Consider the following 22,013-nt stretch of genomic DNA (forward strand, 5'->3'; position numbering starts at 1 on the left):
AAGCTGCTTCCCGCCGGGTGTGGCCATCGCTTTTCATAGTCATAAAAGTACTCAGCTCTGAGGTAGTAGAATGACAAATGCTCGCCCGAATGCATTACGCCTTGCGGTGGCCGTTGCAATCTGCTCTTCCATCCTTGGCACACAGGCTGTGACAGATCGCAAACTGCAGACAAAATCTATCGATATTCGTTGCAGTGGACAAGTGGAATTTACCCAGAGTGAAGTCATAGTTCAGCCAACGTTAGGCGATGACCAGCAGCCAGTACCCAATTCCTTTACAACCACCTACCCTGATCAGACAGTCAAAATGAGTTCTTTCGCTCATACCAGGGGCTTTACTAACGCTCTTGCTGGTGTTGATGGTGGCGTTTCCAGTGTTGAGCTGTTTGAAACAGGTGAGAAGGACGTTGCTGTGAAATACACCAAAGTCCTGAAGGTGGCAGATGAGGGTGTTTTCAGGTTCACTCATAACCTTGAAGAAAAGGAACTGGTCATTGAAATCAGAGGCGGAATGACCGATCAGGATTCAGTTGCGGCTGTTCGTGATCAATTAGTTGGCATTCAATCACTGGAACCGTTAACGAAAGTCGCCAGCCCCCGACAACTGGCTGGAGTACTGAAAGCTGCCAGTAACAGAGCAGGAAACCTCGGAACAAGTGATCACTATGTAGCCCTTGCCACCATTGAAATAGAAAAAGTTGAAGTGAATGGACGTACCTTCATGAGCCTTATCGCTTCAAGCGAACAGCCCCCTGAACTGCAACGTCTGGGTCAATCACTCTTTGTCAATGATGAGGCTCTCCTGGCAGCAGCCACCTCTGCCTATATTCAGGTTCATATCCTGGGACAAGATGTACAACAGCAGGCTCTTAATGAGCTATTGGCATACAGCAAACCCGTCGGATATGTTGTCAATGTCGAGGATAACAAACAGGTTTATCCTGTGCCTGCGGGTTATCCAATGCTGAAAGTAAAGGAAGCTCCGGGAGAGATTATTGTTTTCTATGGTCAGGTGCAGAATCCCCATGATATTGCTTTTGTAGAGAGCCTCCATAAACGCTGGTTAGAAATTAAGAGCCCCGCCCCGGCATTAACAACACAAGTTAAAAAAGATAATTTCAAAAGCTACCTGTACATCATTCGAAGCAGGCAGATGGAACTGCTGGAGAAGTTTATTGCGCGGCTCGATTCCGGCGTTAACACGGATCAACCGACGACCATTTCAATTGAAGATAAAATGTCGACGTTTGCGCTTTTATATTATGAATCTCTGCAACAGGCATTGAACACTGTCATTACAAATAGAGCACATGGAACAGACGAAGTTGAGTTCACCCTGAAACACATCAGAATCGTTTCGTCAGTCATCACGCCGACCTGGATGCATAATCAACTGGTAAAAAACTTCGGTTTCCAACCCGTATTCAGGAACCTTCTGATTAACGCGCAATTTATGCAGAACATTCATAATGTGATACCCACTATCAGCAATATCAACCAGGCGCAGATCGATACTTCTGAGGGAAACGAAAAGTTTGCTTCCAAAGTCATGAGCGATATGATGACCAGACAGCTGCTTGAGTTTTACAACAATCTGGCGAAGCTGCGGGCAAAAGAGGCTAAACTCGGCGAGCTAAATGAAAAATTACTTCGCGCAAATGAACAAGTCAAAGAAACAATGGCTATTGCTGTTCATAATGGTCAGGAAAAGCTGAGAGAAAAGCACCGTTTTGACGACAGGCTTGAACTGCTCAGAATACGGCTGAAACATCTGGAAAATCAGAATCAGATAATTCGGCGTGAAGTCAGTCAAGTTATATGGCTGAAACAAGAGGTTGATGTTGCCAAAACAGAAGGAGAAAAAGCCAGAGTCAACGTAAAAGAATTTTATGAACTGCTGCAGGCAGTGGTAACGTCATCCGGGACAAGAGAAGAGTCAAATATAGACGTCGTAAAAGCAAAACTGACCACCATTGAAGACCAGCTCGGTATTACTCCGGTCAATGAAAACGATCTGTTTGACCGCTTTAAGTCCATTCAAAAGCATCTGCAAGAAAAAGCAGAATCATCCGCTGTGTTGGACCAGCACAGAGCTGAACAGATCAGTCAGGACCCCGTCAACGAAGCTGATCTGGAAGCCCCTGACCAAGCCATTCAACAACACCCTGCGGAAGAAGAAGCTCAGGTCGCCCAACAAAATTTTCAGCAACGAAGCTTCAGAACAGATACTACAAAAGAAGCTGAAATCAAATCCCAGCATGGGATCATTGCCGCACGTTTACACATTCAGGATTTTGACAAGGATGCGGATGTTTTCGTTCAACATGAAAGCCTGATTCAAAAAATCAAGACGATGAATGATGAAAAAGCACGTCTGCGTCAACAACTTGAGACAATGAATGCTCAGCAGGAACAGCCGCCTCAGAGAGTTCAGAGAAGCAGCGATCATCGCAACATCTATAACTCTGGCGATGAAGATGTTCTGGTAGCTACTCTTGGTGTTGAGCTGAATGATAACACCACAGCTGAAGAGCTCGACGCCATGGAACTGGCAATAAATATGACGCTTTACGAGCTTACAAGGCTGAAAAAAATAATGGATCGAACACTGGCTCCCAAAACCAGGCCAGAAATACTCAGCTTACTGAAAAAAGTGGAAAGAGTCCTTGAGGACGACCGCCTCAATGAGGAGGACGACGTTTGTCTTCATCGCCAGATCATCTCCGAAGGCATTCAGAAATACATCATAGCAGCCAGAGAACGCCTGGAGGAAAACGCGCTGATGGTACTGGAAGCCTCAGAAAAATTATTCAACATCGACAGCAATGAAGGTGATGGCAAAGCAGCAAGACTTGAGAGGATTCATAAAAGACTTGATGGCGATGATATCTCAGCTTACGACCTGGATGAGATGGAGAAGATCCTCTGGGGGGATTACGGCACAACCCGGGATGACCAGAGAGGAAGGGATTTCAGACTCAAATCGATCCATCCGCGCCTCAGGTCTCTGGTTGAGGTATCGGAAGAGCGAGTCAAGGAATTACAGTCATCTTATCTTGCGAACGTAGAATGGGAGCTGGAGATCGACCCTCGTAGAAGCCTTGCCGCTATAGAAAAAAGCAAAGCTTTTACTACTGAACTGGCCAATGATCTGCAGGTAGAGTTTGAAAAAGATATCAGCCTGTCTGAGAAGCAGCAAATTCTGAAAACCGTAGCCTGGGAATTATTGGCTGTAGTACGCGGAACCTATGAAGATGAAAGTATCAAAAGAGAAATAAACAATGAAATAGCCCGTCGATTCAAAATTGAGGGCTATCAGAATGATGCCACTATTGACGAACAGGTCCGTCTACTTATAGATAAACTCATACGGGTCGGTTCTGAGATTTACAAAGCAGGCCAGCTTGATGTTAGTGGGCGTATCCAAGCCATCGAGGATGAGCTTGACAGGCAAATGGCACCCCTGGGACCAAAAAAAGCTGCGGATCTGAAGCCAGAACCCACCGACACTGATGAACAACGGGTTGATGCCCTGAGAAACAGACAGTTACAAATGGGCAGTCATGATGATACTGGCGGCAAGGTCCAGCCACTGATTCAGGAAAAGTACCGTCTAGAAGGTGAGATTGAAGACAGGAAAGCAGACACTGACGTTCAGCAAAACGACCGTCTTGCAGATTTGAAAGAATTACTGGAAGACATCAGAACACCCGGCCACCCCAAAGCCATGCCTGTGGTGCTTCAAAGACTGGCTGCCGTGGAAAAAGCCCTGAAGATGTTTAACCTCTACCTCTATCACAAGATGCAAAAACACTACCGCTGTAAGAGGATGGACGATATTTATAGAGAGGACGACGTGTATTACCTTCGTCACGCAACTTCTGAAAGAATTCAAATATACATCACAGAAGTGAGGCTGAATGAAGAGGAAGAAGCGCTGCATATGTTGCAAACCGTAGAAGAAATAATCAAGATCAAGGTCAATGAAGGTGATGGCAACGCAGAAAGACTTGACAGGGTTCGTAGCAAACTTGAGGGCGATGATGTCACCGAAAAAATGCTGCATGATATAGACTATTGCCTCTGGAAACATGATATCTCACCTACGTACGAAAGTAGGGAATTAAAACTTGAGAGGCTTCAGGAGCGTCTAACTTTTTACGTCGAAGATGTAGATGAGCGAGCCATAGAACAACAAAAAGCGGTGCTAAAATTTGTAAGGCACAAGCTGAACATTGGCATGAGCGAAAGCTCTACTGCTGATGAAGAAGTTTTCAATACGGATCAGCCTGACGTTAGTGAGCATATTGCAGTCATTGAGAATGAGCTGGACAAGCTACTGGCACGCCTGGGACCTAAACCCCGATACGTTCTTGATCGTGAGCTGGCCAGGGCCAGACAAGCATTGGCAGAAGCTGAAAGTGAGCTGACAGGTTTTCATCGCAAACTGAATAGGCTTCAAGGCCAACACTTGTTGTTTACGGAAAGACGCGCTGACCTCCAACATAGCCCGGATGAACAGGGCACGGCTCTCAATGAGGTAATGGAAGAGTGTCAGACCAGCCTCGGCGGGGATGATGGTAATGGCGGCAAGATCCAGCAACTGCTTCAGGAGCGGACCCGACTGGAAGGTGAAATTGAAACCAGGGAAGCAGGCATTGAGAGGATAAAGCTGGTCCTGGATGCTGCAGAGCAAGCTGTAAAAAATGACGGAGGTCCCTTCCAGTACACACCGAGACAGGCAATAGTCAGGGAAGAGATGGTCGCCTTCGTTCAGCAGCACTCTCTCAAAAAACAAGCTCTGGAAGTCACGCTGGGTCTGGCAGAATTGGCAGTAGAAAGCGGTAACACAATCTCCTGCCTTCCGGGTTTGGATTTTGACGATGAATTTGCATCGATTCGCATGCAGGCAATGGTCGGAGACACACTGACGTTTAAACAGGCCAGTCCGGTTGTGGAGGTTTTCAAGAGACTCAGAAAGACCTTCCCGGAACCCCCTTTCGAGCCTCCAGAAGGTCTGCCTCGGAGCAACCTGAAAAAAATCCTCAGGCTTGTGCACAAGGCCAGGAATGAGATGAAAAAAGGGGCACTTCAATACGACGACGAAATTCTCAGCATGGGCAAAACAGCCATGCACTTCGTCGAGCTTGAATCGAGGGACCTGAAAAGCTTCCCGGAATACTTCGCTAGCCGTTCTGCCAGTGGTAACAAGATCATCGCTTTGCTGCGTGAAGATCTGGTCAGCAAGATTGAACTTGAGAATTACATAAAAGTCTTCAGAGATGTCGACGGTTATCAGACAGTAGATCAATTTGAACATTTCCTTGGCTACAAACACGGCGTCAATGTGCCTCATTTCAAAGCTGTTGTAAGGATGCTGTCTGACAAGGGTGTTGAGGAATTCATCCAGAGTGCCTTTGCACCAGTGTCCGTGACTGCAACTGGCCCGACAGCTATGAAGGAGTCCATTGTCGGCATGAAAGAGTATGGAGCTGCGGTCATTGCCAACTTCGTTCTTGACGATATTGCCTTTGACAATGGCCACAGGACGGCAGCCTTTCTGACCAATGTTCAGGATACCCTGACACCTTATACCGTCGCTGCCGGACTCTCTGAATCAGAACTGATCAGGGCTATCCATGGCACATTGATGCAGGCTCATGCTGCAGTGGTTGAGTATCAGCTCAATGCATACTGGGTCAAGCCTTCAGCCTTTCTGGCACAGGCTGTCACCTGGTACTTCTCCAGTTACAAACCTCTGCTGACGACCCATACCGCCGCACAGGCTGCCGGGCTTTCCCTCACCAACATGTCATTTCTCTATCTCCTGGATCTGACCAACAGGGGTGATTATCTACACAGAATGCTCACACCTTTCCAGCACTGGCTGGAACGCTTTGGTCCTGATCCTGACCGAACCCGGCAATATGCCTACCACAGGGGAATTGAAAAAGTTTCTGAAGTGGGCGGGCTGGCCATGCCATTGGGTAAAGCCGCTTCCTCCGTCATTCTGCTGAGAACCGGCTGCATGTTGTTTGCCAGACAGTACAACGCCAATCCTCAGATGTATCGCAGCATTTCCCGTCTGCTGCCCGAAATGGTGAAATCCATGGGTTCCGGGCAAGGGATTCAGGTACCGCTGCTGCACCGGGCGACACCACAAAAAGTGAAAACGCTGGCCTCGGCCACAGCCGGTCTGGTGCTGGGTCCGGTAGCCACCGCCGGAGCATACGCCCATGGCCTTATATCTGGGTTTACCTATGCCCAAAGCTTCGGATTCGCTCTGGCATCGGGTCTCACTTTCGACTTCTTCATGAACGACAACAAGCTGCTCACTCAATGGCTGGGTGGGCCTCTGGGTCGTAATCTTGACAAGATGAATCGCTGGATTGGTGCGGGTGAAAAGCAAGATGAATATCTAAAACGTACGACTATTGCCACACCTCAAGGTTTCAGTGAAAACGATGAAGACTACTCAAGCCGTGTTAAGGCAAACAACACAATCTATGGCTGGACTCGACACGAACATTATCTGCAGTTTCGTGAACGTCGTGATCGCACCATGAAACTATTTGAGAATAGCTGGGAGAAATACTTCAGGGAAAATGTGCCGAAATGGTCGTTTTCCCATGCAGAAAGCATTCCTTACTCCTACACTCTGGGAGCCTTCTACAAATAACAAATGAGCGACAATGGAAAAGTTAAGAGTCACTAAGTACCTGGCCAGTTGGTTTCGCATATTCTGGCGAGTGGATTTTTTCATCCTTCAAGGCGCAACGGCGGGCGCGTAGCCATAGCTACGCAACCAGAGTTGGAACGCAGAAGGATGGAAAAAGCCGCCGTCCAGAATATGCGAAACCAACTGGTTAGGTACTTATAAGAGAAAACCCCTTAATCAGGCTTTCTACCCAGCTCTGAGGCAGTAGAATGACAAATGCCCGTCCCAATGCATTAAGCCTCGCAGTGGCTGTTGCAATCAGCTCTACCCTTATTGGTGCTCAGGCACTAGCCGATCGCAAGTTGCAGATAAAAGCTGCCGATATTCCGGGTAATGGACATGTGGAGATTACCCTGAGTGAGGTCAACGTCCAGCCAACATTGGGGAATGATCAGCAACCCGTACCCAAATCCTTCACGACCACCTACCCTGCTCAGCCTCGTGACAGGCTGAGCCATCACTTTAATTCTGTGGGCTTTTCGGAAGCTCTTGCTGATGCCGATGGTGACGTTTCCATTATTGATGTGTTTGAAACAGGCAAAAATAGTGTTGCCCGAAAATACACCAAAGTCCTGAAAGTGGGTGATGAGGGACTCTTCAGGTTCACCCATGACCTTAAACAAGAGAAACTGGTCATTGAAGTCAGAAGCAGAATGACCGATCAGGATTCCATTGAGGTGGTTCGCAGTCAATCATCTTGCAGCCTGTCATTAGAACCGCTGACGAAAATCGCCAGCTCCAGAGAACTGGCTGAGGTGCTGAACAGTGTCGATACCCTGAAAGGACAGCTCGGCGAAAGTGATCACTATGTTCCCCTTGCCACCGTTGAAGTAGAAAAAGTTGCAGTGGAAGGACGTACCTTCATGCGTCTTATCGCTGCAGGCGACCAGCCCCCTGACTTGCAACGTCTGGGTCAAACAGTCTTTGTCAATGATGATGTTCTCCTGGCAGCAGCCACCTCTGCCTATATCCGGGTTCATGTCCTGGGAGAGGAGTTACAACAGCAGGCGCTTAATGAACTCTTGGCACTCAGCAAACCCGTCGGGTTTGTTGTCCACGTCGAGGATGACAAACAGATTTTTCATGTGCCTCCGGGTTATTCAAGGCTGGAAGTTAAAGAAACTCCTGGAGAGGTTATTGTTTTTCATGGTCAGATGCAGGATCCGCAAGATGTCGTTTTTGTAGAAAGCCTCCATAACCTCTGGAAAGAAGCTGAGCTTAATAACCCCACGCCGGCGGCGGCAGCGGCAGCAACAACAAAGGTTATGAAACATAAAGTCAAAAGCTACCAGTACGTCCTTCGAAGCAAACAGATGACAGTGCTGGAGGGGCTTATTGTGAGGTACCCTGGCACCAGCAAATACCCATCAACGATACTGGCAGACAAAGATAGACGGGAGATGCATGCGCTTTCATACTATGAATATCTCATGCAGGCATTGGCCAGTGCTACTCCTGATGAAATGTATGGAAGCGATACATTTGAACTCACACTGGAACACATCAGAGTCGCTTCGTACGCCATCACGCCAACCTGGCAGCAGATTCAGCTGGCAAAACACTTCAGTTTCAAACCCGTACTGAGACATTTTCTGACTAAACAGCTTTATGTTCAGGGTATGCTGAATCTTGTACCCAATCTCGCTGAACCACTGACCAAAATGTTTCACGATGACCCGTTTATGGCCAAAATTCTGAGCGACATGGCCGGGCAGTTGGTTGAAAGGGAGCTCCTGCTGGAAAAGCATCTGGCAACAGAAGGCAAACTCATTGAGGTTCGAGACCAGTTAAAGCTCAATCTGGCAACAGAAGGCAAACTCATTGAGGTTCGAGACCAGTTAAAGCTCAAAGTCGAGAGAGCTTATACCGATAGCCTTCAACTCAAACAACGGTTTGAGGATGAGATTGCCCAGATGCGTACAATGACGAAAACACTGCAAGACCAGTCACAGAAACTTCAGCGGGAACTTGCACGAATTTCAGAGCTGGAGCAAGAAGTTATTGATGCCGGAGAAAACGCCAGAAAAGCTTACAACGCTCAACTGGCAGAAGATCTTGGTATTGATAACCGGGATGATGACCAGCCAACAGAAGAACAATTCAGACTCATTAGACAGAAAATTCATGAAATCGGCACAGCGGCTGCCCAAGCAGGAACAGGCCATCCCAAAGCCATGCGTGAAGCCCTGGTCCTGAAGACAGTGAGTGACGTGGAAGAAGCTCTGGAATTAGAGATAGCTTTCCCCTGTAATAAAAAAGAGTTCGATATCTATCTCCGTCGCAGTGATATTTCTCAAGACATGGACAGACTTATCAGAAAAGCCAGATATCAGGCAGAGAAAGAAGCCCTGGATCTACTGGAATTCGCAGAACAAACACTCAACCTCAACGTCAACAAAGACGATGACAAAATGGCAAGATTCATCAGGGTTTTCAGGAAACTTGACACCGAAAATCACTCAGATGACATTCTGAATGATATAGACATTAGCCTTTGGACGTACAATGGCAAAGCTCGTGACGAGAGGGATATCAAACTCAGAAGAGTCCTTGCACATCTTCATTATAAAATCGAAGCCCCGGCTCCGAATAAGCTAGCCACAGAGCAACAGATCCAGCTGCTGGAAGCTGTAGAATCAATACTGACCCTCACATTGAATGAAGGGCACGGCAGAGCAGCAAGAGTGGCTCTGGTTCATAGCATACTTGAGGGCGGTGATCCCTCAGAGGAGACTCTGGATCTGATAGATCAAACCCTCTGGAAACAAGACAGCGCAGTGCTGGACGAGAGGGCTCTCAAACTCAGGAAGCTCGGTGCGAGTCTGGCCTATAAAGTTGAAGATTGGTATCTGGATATACATAGCAATGAACAACAGAAAAAACTGCTTGCAGCCATAGAGCATGAGCTGAATATCTTCTTCCGTTGTGAAAGCCATGCTGCCAACAAAAGGGGCAAGGCCTTCACTGCCAGACTGGCCAGTGATCTGGATGTCGCATTTGAAGAAGATGCCTTCCTGCTTGAACAGAAGGATGCCCTGACAGGCAAAATTTGGGAATTAATTGATGAACTTAACGAAGTCTATCAGGATGAAAGTATCAAAAGAGCCAGGAACAATGAAATGGCCTGTCAGCTCGCTATTAAGGATTACAAAGAAGATGCCACTATCCGCGACCAGAACAGTTTGATTGAAGCAAAACTCCTGCAGCTGGATGAAGAAGTTTTCAAGGCGGGCAGCTCTACCGTTAATGAGCGTATCACAGCTATTGAAAATGAGCTTGACAGGTACATGGCTCTGCTCCCGAAACCTAAGCCCCGATACGCTCTTGACCGTGAGGTAGCCATAGCCAGGCGAAAAATAAAAGAAGCTGAAAGTGAACTGTTGGCGGCTAAGGAACAGGTCAGTCCTGAGGCTCAGGATGAAGGCAGTAAAGCAGACATTAAGAAAATGAAAACAGCCCTGAAGGCTGCCGAAAAAGCCGTCGAAGATGATGGCGGTCCCTTCCAGTACACGCCGATACAGGCAGAAACTCTCAACGATCTTCACATATTCGCGCAACAGCACCCTCTCAAACAACTGGCTCTGCAAGTCGCAAATGGCCTGGCAGAATTAGCATTAGAAAACGGTAAGGAAATACCCTACTTTCCAATTATCGATTTTGACGACGAATTTGCCCCCATTGGCTTGCGAGCAATGGTCGGGGACAAGCTGACGTTTGCACAGGCCAGTTGGGTTGTGGAAGTTTTCAAAAATCTGAAAACGACCTTTCCTGAACCTCCTTTCGAGCCTCCGGAAAATCATCTGCCTCTGAGTGTCACTTATAAAGTCCTGCGGCTGACTTGCTGGGCCAGTCACGGGATAGGAAGAGGGGCAAAAGAATACGACAACAGAATTCGCAGCATGGGCTCAGCAGGCATTGACTTTGTCGAGCATCTGCGAGGCGTTCTGAAAAGCTTCCCGGAATACTTCGCCAGCCATTCTGCCAGTGGCAACAAGATCATCGCTTTGCTGCGTGAAGGACTGATCAGCAAGGCTGAACTTGGGAACTACATGAAGGCCGTCAGAGGTGTCGACGGTTATCAGACAGTGGATGAATTTGAGCACTTTCTTGGCTACAAACAGGGTGTCAATGTGCCTCACTTCAAGAGTGCTGTCCGGATGCTGTCCGACAAGGGAGCTGAGGAATTCATGCAGAGTGCCTTTACTCCTGTGACCGTGACTGCGACCGACCCGGCAGCTATGAAAGAGTCGCTTGCCGGCATGAAGGAGTACGCAGCAGCGGTCATCGCCAACTATGTTCTTGACGATATTGCCTTTGACAATGGCCACAGGACGGCAGCCTTCCTGGCCAATGCTCAGGAGACCCTGACACCTTATGCCAATGCTGCCGGACTCTCTGAATCAGAACTGCTCAAGGCTGTCCATGGCACTTTGATGCAGGCGCATGCTGCAGTGGTTGAGTATCAGTTCAATGAATACTGGGGCAAACCTTCAGCCTTTCTCGTACAGGCCGTCACCTGGTATTACTCCAGCTACAAACCTCTGCTGGTGACCCACACTTCACTGCAGGCCGCCGAGCAGTCTCTCTTGAACATGTCGTTCCTCTATCTTCTGGATCTGACCAACCGGGGTGATTACCTGCACCGGATGCTCACACCTTTCCAGCACTGGTTGGAAGGCTACGGTGTTGATCCTGACCGAACCGGGCAATATGCCTACCACAGCGGAATTGAAAAAGTTTCTGAAGTGGGCGGGCTGGCCATGCCATTAGGTAAAGCCGCTTCCTCTGTCATTCTGCTGAGAACCGGCTCCATGCTGTTTGCCAGACAGTACAACGCCAACCCGCAGATGTATCGCAGCATTTCCCGTCTGGTGCCCGAAATAGTGAAATCCATGGGTTCCGGGCAAGGGGTTCAGGTACCGCTGCTGCACCGGGCGACACCACAAAAAGTGAAAACGCTGGCCTCGGCCACAGCCGGTCTGGTGCTGGGACCGGTAGCCACGTTCGGAGCGTACGCCCACGGCCTTATATCCGGATTTACTTATGCCCAAAGCTTCGGATTCGCTCTGGCGTCGGGTCTCACTTTCGACTTCTTGATGAACGACAACAAGCTGCTCACTCAATGGCTGGGTGGACCTCTGGGTCGCAGTCTTGACAAGATGAATCGCTGGATTGGTGCCGGTGAAACGCAAGATGAATATCTGAAACGTACGACGATTGCCACACCTCAAGGTTTCAGTGAAAACGATGAAGCCTACACAAACCGTGTTAAAGCAAACAACACAATGTATGGCTGGACTCGACACGAACATTATCTGCAGTTCCGTGAACGCCGTGATCGCACCATGAAACTATTTGACAATGGCTGGGAGAAATACTTCAGGGAAAATGTGCCGAAATGGTCGTTTTCCCATGCAGAAAGTATCCCATACTCCTACACTTTGGGAGCTTTTTACAAATGGCGACAGGGTGATGATAAAAAATCTCACGTTCATGATAAAAGAAGCGCCTCCCCAATCAGGCTTTCCAGCCAGCTCTGAGGCAGTAGAATGAAAAATGCCTGTCCCAATGCATTGAGCCTTGCAGTGGCCTTTGCAATCAGCGCTTCCATCATGAGTACACAGGCACTGGCCGATCGCAGGCTGCTGACAAGATCTATTGATATTCCGGGCAATGGACAAACAGGGTTTACCCAGACTGAGGTCATAGTTCAGCCAACTTCAGGTCATGACCGGCAACCCATACCCAAATCCTGTACAACCACTTACCTTGACCAGATTGAGGTTCAGATCAGGGATGGCATCAAGGTTATTCACGAAGGCTTCACCGACGTTATTGCCGACATTGGTGGCAGCGTTTACAGTGTTGATATTTTTGAAACAGACGACAATGGCGTTGCTCAAAAATACACCAAAATCCTGAAAGTGGGTGATGAGAGCGTCTTCAGGTTCATCCATAACCTTGCAGAAAGTAAGCTGGTCATTGAAGTCAGGGAAGGAATGACCGATCAGGCTTCAATTGAAGCTGTTCGTGCCCAATCAGGTGACATCCAACCATTAGAACCTGCAACGAAAATTGCCACTACCAAACAATTCGTCGGAATAATGAAAGCTGCATATAAAAAAGCAGGAAACCTTGGTGAAACTGATGACTATGTTGACCTCGTTACTATTGAAGTAGACCCGGTTGAAGTGAAAGGGCGCACCTTTATGCGTCTTATCGCTGCAGGCGATCAACCTCCTGATCTCCAGCGCCTGGGGCAATCGCTCTTTGTCAATGATGAGGTGCTTCTGGCAGCAGCCACCTCTGCCTACACCCAGGTTCATGTTCTGGGGAAAAAAGCACACCACGCAGCCCTGGCCAGTCTGTTGTCATACCATAGACCCGTCGGCTACGTTGTACACGTCGAAGATGACACACTGGCTTATCCTGTGCCTACTGATTATCCAAAGCTGGAAGTGGAACAGGCTTCGGAAGAGATTATTGTTTTCCGTGGTCAGAAACAGAATCCAACCGATATCGCTTTTGTGGAAGGCCACTACTCTGGCATCCGGGAAGAATATCGATTTAAAGAACTCCCTGCAAAGGTGATAACATACAAGGTCAAAGACTACCAGCACATCATCAGAAGCAGGCAGATGGCGCTGCTGGAGGAGTTCGCTGCTGACCTGGCTGCACAGCACGATGCCAGGCTTGGTGATGATAAGCTGCTGAAACTTGGCTACTATGAATCTCTTCTGCAGGCATTAACCAGTGCTGCTCCAGATAAAACCTGTGAATTTGAGTTCACAAAAGATCACATCAGAGCCGCTACATCAGTCATCACGCCCACCTGGCTGCAGTTTCAACTGATAAAAAACTTCAGCTTTAAACCCTTACTTAATAATCTTCTGACTAACCATAATTTTGTTCAGAGTATTCGGAATATTCAGAAACTCATACCCTACGACACCGACGTGATAGATGACTTTGGTGCTGGCGAAAAAACAAAGTTTTCCTCCAAAGTCAAGGATGACATCAGCGAACAGTTGCTTGAGATGGTTAACACGCAAGAAAAACGGCTGGCAAACGTGCCCGAATTCGCCAGAGCAGTCAAAACATCAGATGACATTACAATGGCAAGTGCCACTGACAGTGGTGAGGATAAACTGAAAGTAGAACTGATCAGACAGAAATTTGCGGCTGAGTTTAAAGAGCTTCGTAAATTGTTCCGGGTGTTGAAAAACACGGTTCATGAATTTCGGCAGGATATCAAGCAAATCCCGTGGCTGGAAGAACAGTTCAGTGATGCCATAGCAGATACCACAAAAGCACGCCACGCCCTTGCCGCAGCAATACTGGATACTGATATCTGGGATGATACCCGGCGAATGGAAGAAAAAGTCAGACTGTTCAGCAAGAGATGGTTTGAGCTCCATTCGGTGGCGGCAAAAAAACCGTTTCGGGAACAGCCTTATAAAGAAACGCTGGCAGCGATTGAGAGCCAGCTCGACATTGTTCCATACGATGAAAACGACCTGAGTGGCCGCTCTGAGTTCATTCTAAAGCATCTGCAAAAACAGGCAGGCCAGAGCGATGAGATATTTCGGGATAAACTGGCTGTCGTTGAAGGTCAGCTCGGTCTGGTTCCAGATGAAAAAGATGGACCCCAGGCCCGCCAGGGTAACATTCGGAAGCTCCTTTGGCTGAAATGTGCCTGGGCCCAGGAACAAGATCTCGAGCATCAACTTCAACATCTACACATTAAACAACAAAAAACTGAGATCGCCGAACAACTTCTTCAGCAACAGAGCACCAGCGCAGGCGCTGAAAGAGATCGAACACCAGACCACCCCAGGGTCAGGCCTGAAGTACTCATGAAACTGAGAGCCGTGGAAAAAACCCTGAAGATGGACGACCTGAAGGGCGAGGACAACAGCGAGGAGAATGTGTATCAGCGTCGTAACGCCATTTCTGAGAAAATTCACTCATACACAACAAAAGCCATAGAGGTGGCAGAGGAGGAGGCTCTGCATATAGTGGAAACACTGGAAGAAATATTAAAAATCAAAGCCAACAGAGAGGATAACAAAGCAACAAGACTTGCCGAAGTTCAGAGTGTGCTTCGTAGCTGCATCCCAAAATACTTGCTGCGTGAGGTGGAAGGTTTCATCTGGAAAATACGCATGACCTGGAGCAAAGTAGAGAAAGTAAGAGTCTGGAACCTTGTAGATTTTCTTGACATTAATGTCGAAACCCCGGATCCGGATGAGCGTGTCTTAAAACAACAGATAAGGATGCTTGAAGCTTTAGAGAACGAGCTGAACATCGACAAGAGTGAAAACCCTGCTGCTATAAAAAGAGGCAGGGAGGCTGCTGCTGAGCTGGCTTTGCCTCTAAAAGTAGAATTTGAAAAAGGTGCCAGCCTGAATGACCAGAAGAATGCTCTAAAAGCCAGTATTCGGGCATTAGAGGAAGAAGTATACCACCTCGACCACTATTGTCACGATGAAGATCTCGCGAGAGAGGGATACGATAAAATTGCTCGTCAACTCGACATTAAGAACACCAAGTACTACTTTGGTGATGAAATCATAAAGCCCATTGAAACAGAACTCCGGTGGCTGGATAGAAATGTTGATCTGCTGGGTCAGCCTGAGGTTGAGGAGCGTATTGCCGTCATTGAGAATGAGCTTGACAGACAAATCGCTCCGGGAGCTGAACCCCGATACATTCCTGATCCAGAGGTAGCCACTGAAGAACGAGCCCCGAAGGCTGCAGTGGAAGAGGTCAAAAATGACGATGGTTCCTTCCAGTACACGTCGGCACAGGCAGAAGTTTTGCACGCTATCCAAACATTCATGCAGCAGCACCCTCTCAAACGACAGGCCCTGCAAATCGCAAATGGTCTGGCCGAATTGGCCGTAATGAACGGTAAGGCAATACTCAACCTTCCGACTTACGATTTTGACGATGCATTTGCAGCGATTCGCTTGCAGTTAATGGTCGGAGACAAACTGACGTTTGATCAGACCAGTCAGATCGTACAAATCTTCAGGGACCTGAAGACGACTTTCCCGGAATATCCCGCTTCACAAGACGAGCCTCGCTGCCCTCTGGAAGAAGTCCAGAAACTGGTGCACAGGGCCAGAAATGAGATGGGATCCGGGGCTCGAGAATACGACAAAGAAATTTTCGGCATGGGCAAATCAGCGCTTCACTTCCTCGGGCGTGAAACGGATGACCTGGAAACCTTCCCAAAATACTTCGCTAGCCATTCTGCCAGTGGTAACAAGATCATGACTCTGCTGCATGAAGGACTGATCAGCAAGATTGAACTTTGGAACTACATAAAGGCCGTCAGAGGAATTGATGGTTATCAGACAGTGGACGAATTTGAACATTTCCTTGGCTACAAACACGACGTCAATCTGCCTCACTTCAAGGCCGTTGTCCAGATGCTTTCCGACAAGGGTATTGATGAATTCGCACTAATTGCCTTAGCTCCTGTGCATGCAACTGGTCCGGCAGGTGTGAAAGAGACGGTTGCCGGCATGAAAGAGTACGCAGCTGCGGTCATCGCCAACTATGTTCTTGACGATATTGCCTTTGACAATGGCCGCAGGACGACAGCTTTCCTGAGCAATGTTCAGGATACCCTGACACCTTATGTCAATGCTGCCGGACTCTCTGAAACAGAACTGATCAAGGCTATCCATGGCACATTGATGCAGGTTTATACCGCTGCGGTTGAGCATCAGCTCAATGATTACTGGGTCAAACCTTCAGCCTTTCTGGTACAGGCTGTCACCTGGTACTTCTCCAGTTACAAACCCCTGTTGGTGACTCAGACCGCCGGGCAGGCTACCGCGCTGTCCCTGTCAAACATGGCGTTCCTCTATCTTCTGGATCTGACCAACCGGGGGGATTACGCGCACAGAATGCTCATACCTTTCCAGCACTGGCTGGAACACCATGGTGTTGATATCGACCGAACCGGGCAACATGCCCACCACAGCGAAATTGAAAAAATTTCTGAAGTGGGCGGGCTGGCCATGCCATTGGGTAAAGCCGCTTCCTCCGTCATTCTGCTGAGAACCGGCTCCATGTTGTTTGCCCGTCAGTACAACGCCAACCCGCAGATGTATCGCAGCATTTCTCGTCTGGTGCCCGAACTAGTCAATTCTATGGGTTCCGGACAAGGGGTTCGGGTACCGCTGCTACAAACTGTGACACCGCAAAAAGTGAAAACTCTGGCCTCTGCCGCTGCCGGACTCGTACTGGGTCCGGTAGCCACTGTCGGAGCATACGCCCATGGTCTGGTATACGGATTCACCTATGCCCAAACCTTCGGATTCGCGCTGGCGTCGAGTCTCACTTTCGACTTCTTTATGAACGACAACAAGATGCTCACTCAATGGCTGGGTGGGCCTCTGGGACGCAGTCTTGACAGGATTAATCGCTGGCGAGGCGTGGGTGAAACGACAGATGAATATGTAAAACGTACAGCTATTGCCAAGCCTCAACGCTTTAATGAAACCGATGAAGAATATGCAAATCGTTTTAAGACAAGTGACATGATTTATGGCTGGACTCGACACGAAAATTATCTGCAGTTTCGTGAACGCCGTGATCGCACCATGAAGCTGTTCGAGAATGGCTGGGAGAAATACTTCAGGGAGAATGTGCCGAAATGGTCGTTCTCCCATGCAGAGAGTATTCCTTACTCCTACACTCTGGGTGCCTTCTACAAGTGGCGACAGGGCGATGACAAAAAAGTTCACCTTCATGAGAAAAGAAACACCTCCCCAATCAGGCTTTACAGCCAGCTCTGAGGCAGTAGAATGAAAAATGCCTGCCCCAGTGCATTCAGCCTTCTGGTGGCCGTTGCCGTCAGCTCCTCCATCATTGCTCCAAAGGCACTGGCCGATCGCAGGCTGCAAATAAGGTCTGTCGATATTCAAGCCAATGAACAGGTGGAGTTTGTCCAGAGTGAGGTCATGGTCCGGCCAACTTTAGGTGATGACCAGCAGCCAATACCCGGATCCTTTACCACCACCTACCCTGACCAGTATGGAGTCAGCGCAGGCTACATTGTTCCTGCTATAGGCTTTACAGACATTCTTTCTGATTTCGACGGGCGCGTTTCCAGCGTTGACCAGTTTGAAACAGATGAGAATAACGCTGCCCTGAAATACACCAAAGTCCTGAAGCTGGTTGATGAGGGAATCTTCAGGTTCACCCATAACCTCCAGGAAAAGGAACTGGTCATTGAAGTCAGAGTCGGAATGACCGATCGGGATTCAGTCAGGGCCGTTCGTTCTCAATGGACTGACATGGAATCATTGGAACCGATAACGAAAATCGCCAGCCCCAGACAACTGTTCGCACTGCTGAAAGCTGTCGAAGAGAGAGCAGGAAACCTCGGCACCAGTGATGACTATACTACCCTTGCCACCATTGAAGTAGACAAGGTTGAAGTCAATGGGCGTACCTTTATGCGTCTTGTCTCAGGGGGTGATCAGCCTCCTGAACTGGAGCGCCTGAGTCAGTCACTCTTTGTCAATGATGATGTTCTCCTGGCAGCAGCCACCTCTGCTTATATCAAAGTTCATGTCCTGGGAGGAGAGTTACAACAGCAGGCTCTTAATAAACTGTTGGCAGACAGCAAACCCGTCGGATATGTTGTACACGTCGAGGGTCACTCACGGGCTTATCCTGTGCCTGCGGGTTATCCGAAACTGGAAGTAGCGGAAGCCCCGGGAGAGGTGATAGTTTTCCATACTCAGAGGCTGAATCCCGATGATATCGCTTTTGTAGAAAACCTCTATGACCTGTGGCAAGAAGCTAAGGGTACTCCCCCCTCCTCTGCAATATTAACAGCAGTTAAAACCTATAAGGTCAAAAGCTACCAGTACGTCATTCGAAGCAGGCAAATGGCGATGCTGGAGGAGTTTGCTGCGCAGCACGCTGCTGGAGAAAGCGAGGATCAACCGACGACGTTTTCAAAAAAAGATAAACGGGCGATGCATGCGCTTGCATACTATGAATCTCTCCATCTGGCATTAGCCACCGCTACTCCAGATGAAATACATGGAATCAACGAATTTCAAGTCACGCAGGAACACATCAGGGTCGCTCTGTCAGTCGTCACACCAAACTGGATGCACAATGAACTCGCAAAACACTTCAGCTTCAAACCCGCACTTGGAGATCTTCTGATTAACAAGCATTTTGTTCGGAAGATTATGAATTATATACCCGTTGGCGCCAAATTAAAGTTCAACACTTTATACGACGACGCACATTTTTTTTCCAAACTCCTGGGCGAAAGAAACAGACAGATGATTAAGTTGTTCAGCAAGCTGGATGAACTAGATAGCGAGAAAGCCATACTCTTGCGTTTCAAACGTAAGTTGGAGATTGAATCGAATAAAGCTGATGCCAGTGATGAGAAAAAACTGGAAGTGGGACGACTCTACCAGGAAATCAAGGATAAATATGCAAGGGTTCTTGATGAGCAGAGAGATCAGGGAAACCTCCATCGGGAACTTATGCAGGATGTCAGACGGATTCCTCCGTTGGAGAAAAGAGTTATTAAGGCCAGAATAAAGACCATAAATGCTCGCCACTCTAAAATGGCAATAGAACCTGGCATAGACGACCTGGATGAAACCCAGCCACTGGATGAGCAAATCAGGCGTCTCCTGGAGAAAACTGATGACACATGCAGACAGGCAGTCGTTAAAACTCAGCTCGTTCAACCACATCTTCAGCAAGAGCACACCAGAACAGAGGCTGAAATAAAAGCCCGCTATGCAACCCTTGCCGCACATTTAGAGATTCAGGATTTTGATAGCAGTGCAGACATTGACGTTCAACAGGAATGCCTGGTTCAAAAAATCAAGACAATAACTGCCGAGAAAAAAGGTCTGCATCAACAACTTAAGGCAATTGCAGACCTGGAAGAAGAAATTGATCGAAGACCAGCCCATCCTGAAATCATGTCTGAAGCCCTTGAGAAACTCACTGCCGTAGAAAAAACCCTGAAAATGGATGGACTTAAGAGCGAGGACGATGTGTATCATCGTCGTAACGCCATTTCTGAGAAAATTCATTCATACACAACAAAAGCCGTAGAGGAGGCAGAGCAGGAGGCTCTGGATGTACTGGAAACACTGGAAGAAATATTAAAAATCGAAGTCAACAAAGAGGATAACAAAGCAACAAGACTGGCCAGAGTTCGCGATAGATTTCACTGTGACATCCCAAAATACATGCTGCTTGAAGATGGTTCCTTCCAGTACACGCCGGAACAGGCCGAAGTTTTGCACGCTATCCAAACATTCATGCAGCAGCACCCTCTCAAACGACAGGCCCTGCAAGTCGCAACTGGTCTGGCCGAATTAGCCGTAATGAACGGTAAGGCAATACCCAACCTTCCGACTTACGATTTTGACGAGGAATTTGCAGCGCTTCGATTGCAGGTACTGGTCGGAGACAAACTGACGTTTGATCAGACCAGTCGGATCGTGCAAATCTTCAGGGAAATGAAGGCGACCTTCCCGGAATGCCCCGCTTCAGAAGACGAGCCTCGCTGCCCTCTGGAAGAAGTCCAGAAGCTGGTGCACAGGGCCAGAAATGAGATGGGATCCGGGGCTCGAGAATACGACAAAGAAATTTTCGGCATGGGCAAATCAGCGATTCACTACCTCGGGCGTGATCCGGATGACCTGAAAACCTTCCCGGAAGACTTCACTACCCATTCTGCCAGCGTTAACAGGATCATAACTCTGCTGCATGAAGGCCTGATCAATAAGGTTGAACTTTGGAACTACATAAAGACCGTCAGAGGAATTGATGGTTATCAGACAGTGGCTGAATTTGAACACTTCCTTGGCTACAAACAGGGTGTCAATGTGCCTCACTTCAGGGCCGCTGTCCGGCTGCTGTCCGACAAGGGTGTTGAGAAATTCATTCTGAGTGCTTTTCCTGCTGTGACTGCAACTGACCCGGTGGCTATGAAAGAGTCTGTTGCCGGTATGAAAGAGTACGCAGCCGCTGTTATCGCCAACTATGTTCTTGACGATATTGCCTTTGACAATGGCCGCAGGACGGCAGCATTTCTGGCCAATATTCAGAACACCCTGACGTCTTATGCCCATGCTGCCGGACTCTCTGAATCAGAACTGATCAAGGCTGTCCATGGCACATTGATGCAGGTTCATACCACAGCGGTTGAGCAGCAGATCAATGAGTACTGGGTCAAACCTTCAGCCTTTCTGGTACAGGCTGTCACCTGGTACTTCTCCAGCTACAAACCCCTGCTGGCGACCCGTACCGCCGGACAGGCTGCTGAGCAGTCTCTCTTGAACATGTCATTCCTTTATCTTCTGGATCTGACCAACCGGGGTGATTACCTGCACCGGATGCTCGCACCTTTCCAGCACTGGTTGGAAGGCTACAGTGTTGATCTTGACCGAACCGGGCAATATGTCTACCACAGCGGAATTGAAAAAGTTTCTGAAGTGGGCGGGCTGGCCATGCCATTGGGTAAAGCCGCTTCCTCTGTCATTCTGCTGAGAACCGGCTCTATGCTGTTTGCCAGACAGTACAACGCCAATCCTCAGATGTATCGCAGCATTTCCCGTCTGGTGCCCGAAATAATGAAATCCACAGGTTCCGGACAAGGGGTTCAGGTACCACTGCTGCACCGGGCGACACCACAAAAAGTGAAAACGCTGGCCTCGGCCACCGCAAGTCTGGTGCTGGGTCCGGTAGCCACGGTCGGAGCATACGTCCACGGTCTTATTTCAGGGTTTAGCTATGCCCAAACCTTCGGATTCGCGCTGGCGTCGAGCCTCACTTTCGACTTCTTTATGAACGACAACAAGATGCTCACTCAATGGCTGGGTGGGCCTCTGGGTCGCAGTCTTGACAGGATTAATCGCTGGATTGGTGTGGGTGAAACACAAGATGAATATCTGAAACGTACTGCTATTACCTCACCTCAACGTTTCGGTGAAAACGATGAAGAGTACGCAAGCCGTGTTAAAGCAAACAACACCCTGTATGGCTGGACTCGATACGAAAATTACCTGCAGTTCCGTGAACGCCGTGATCGCACCATGAAACTATTTGAGAATGGCTGGGAGAAATACTTTAGGGAAAATGTGCCGAAATGGTCGTTCTCCCATGCAGAAAGTATTCCTTACTTCTACACTCTTGGAGTCTTTTACAAATAGCAAAGGGGCGATGATCAGAAAGACGGTCATGATAAGAGAAATTACCATCAATCAAGCTTTCCATCTGAAAC

The 22,013-nt window shown here is 48.4% G+C and carries 4 protein-coding genes; all 4 read left to right on the forward strand.

Features of this window, described 5'->3' with window-relative positions:
- Positions 1 to 70 precede the first annotated feature (70 nt).
- Positions 71 to 6,679 carry a hypothetical protein gene (locus tag ACOJUO_RS25135; RefSeq protein WP_422138538.1) on the forward strand — a complete coding sequence of 2,203 codons (6,609 nt, stop codon included), beginning with the start codon at positions 71 to 73 and terminating at the stop codon, positions 6,677 to 6,679.
- A gap of 248 nt (positions 6,680 to 6,927) precedes the next feature.
- Positions 6,928 to 12,258, forward strand: coding sequence for a hypothetical protein (locus tag ACOJUO_RS25140; RefSeq protein WP_422138539.1), 5,331 nt, complete (start codon positions 6,928 to 6,930; stop codon positions 12,256 to 12,258).
- 9 nt (positions 12,259 to 12,267) lie between these two features.
- The gene (locus tag ACOJUO_RS25145) at positions 12,268 to 17,532 is read left to right on the forward strand and encodes a hypothetical protein (RefSeq protein ID WP_422138540.1); all 5,265 of its coding nucleotides are present in this window, start codon (positions 12,268 to 12,270) and stop codon (positions 17,530 to 17,532) included.
- Between the two features lie 9 nt (positions 17,533 to 17,541).
- Positions 17,542 to 21,942, forward strand: a complete 4,401-nt coding sequence (locus ACOJUO_RS25150; RefSeq protein ID WP_422138541.1) for a hypothetical protein — start codon at positions 17,542 to 17,544, stop codon at positions 21,940 to 21,942.
- The last annotated feature ends 71 nt before the right edge of the window (positions 21,943 to 22,013 follow it).

Origin of the sequence: Endozoicomonas sp. ALC020 (assembly GCF_049275935.1) — a bacterium.
Lineage (GTDB): Bacteria > Pseudomonadota > Gammaproteobacteria > Pseudomonadales > Endozoicomonadaceae > Endozoicomonas_A.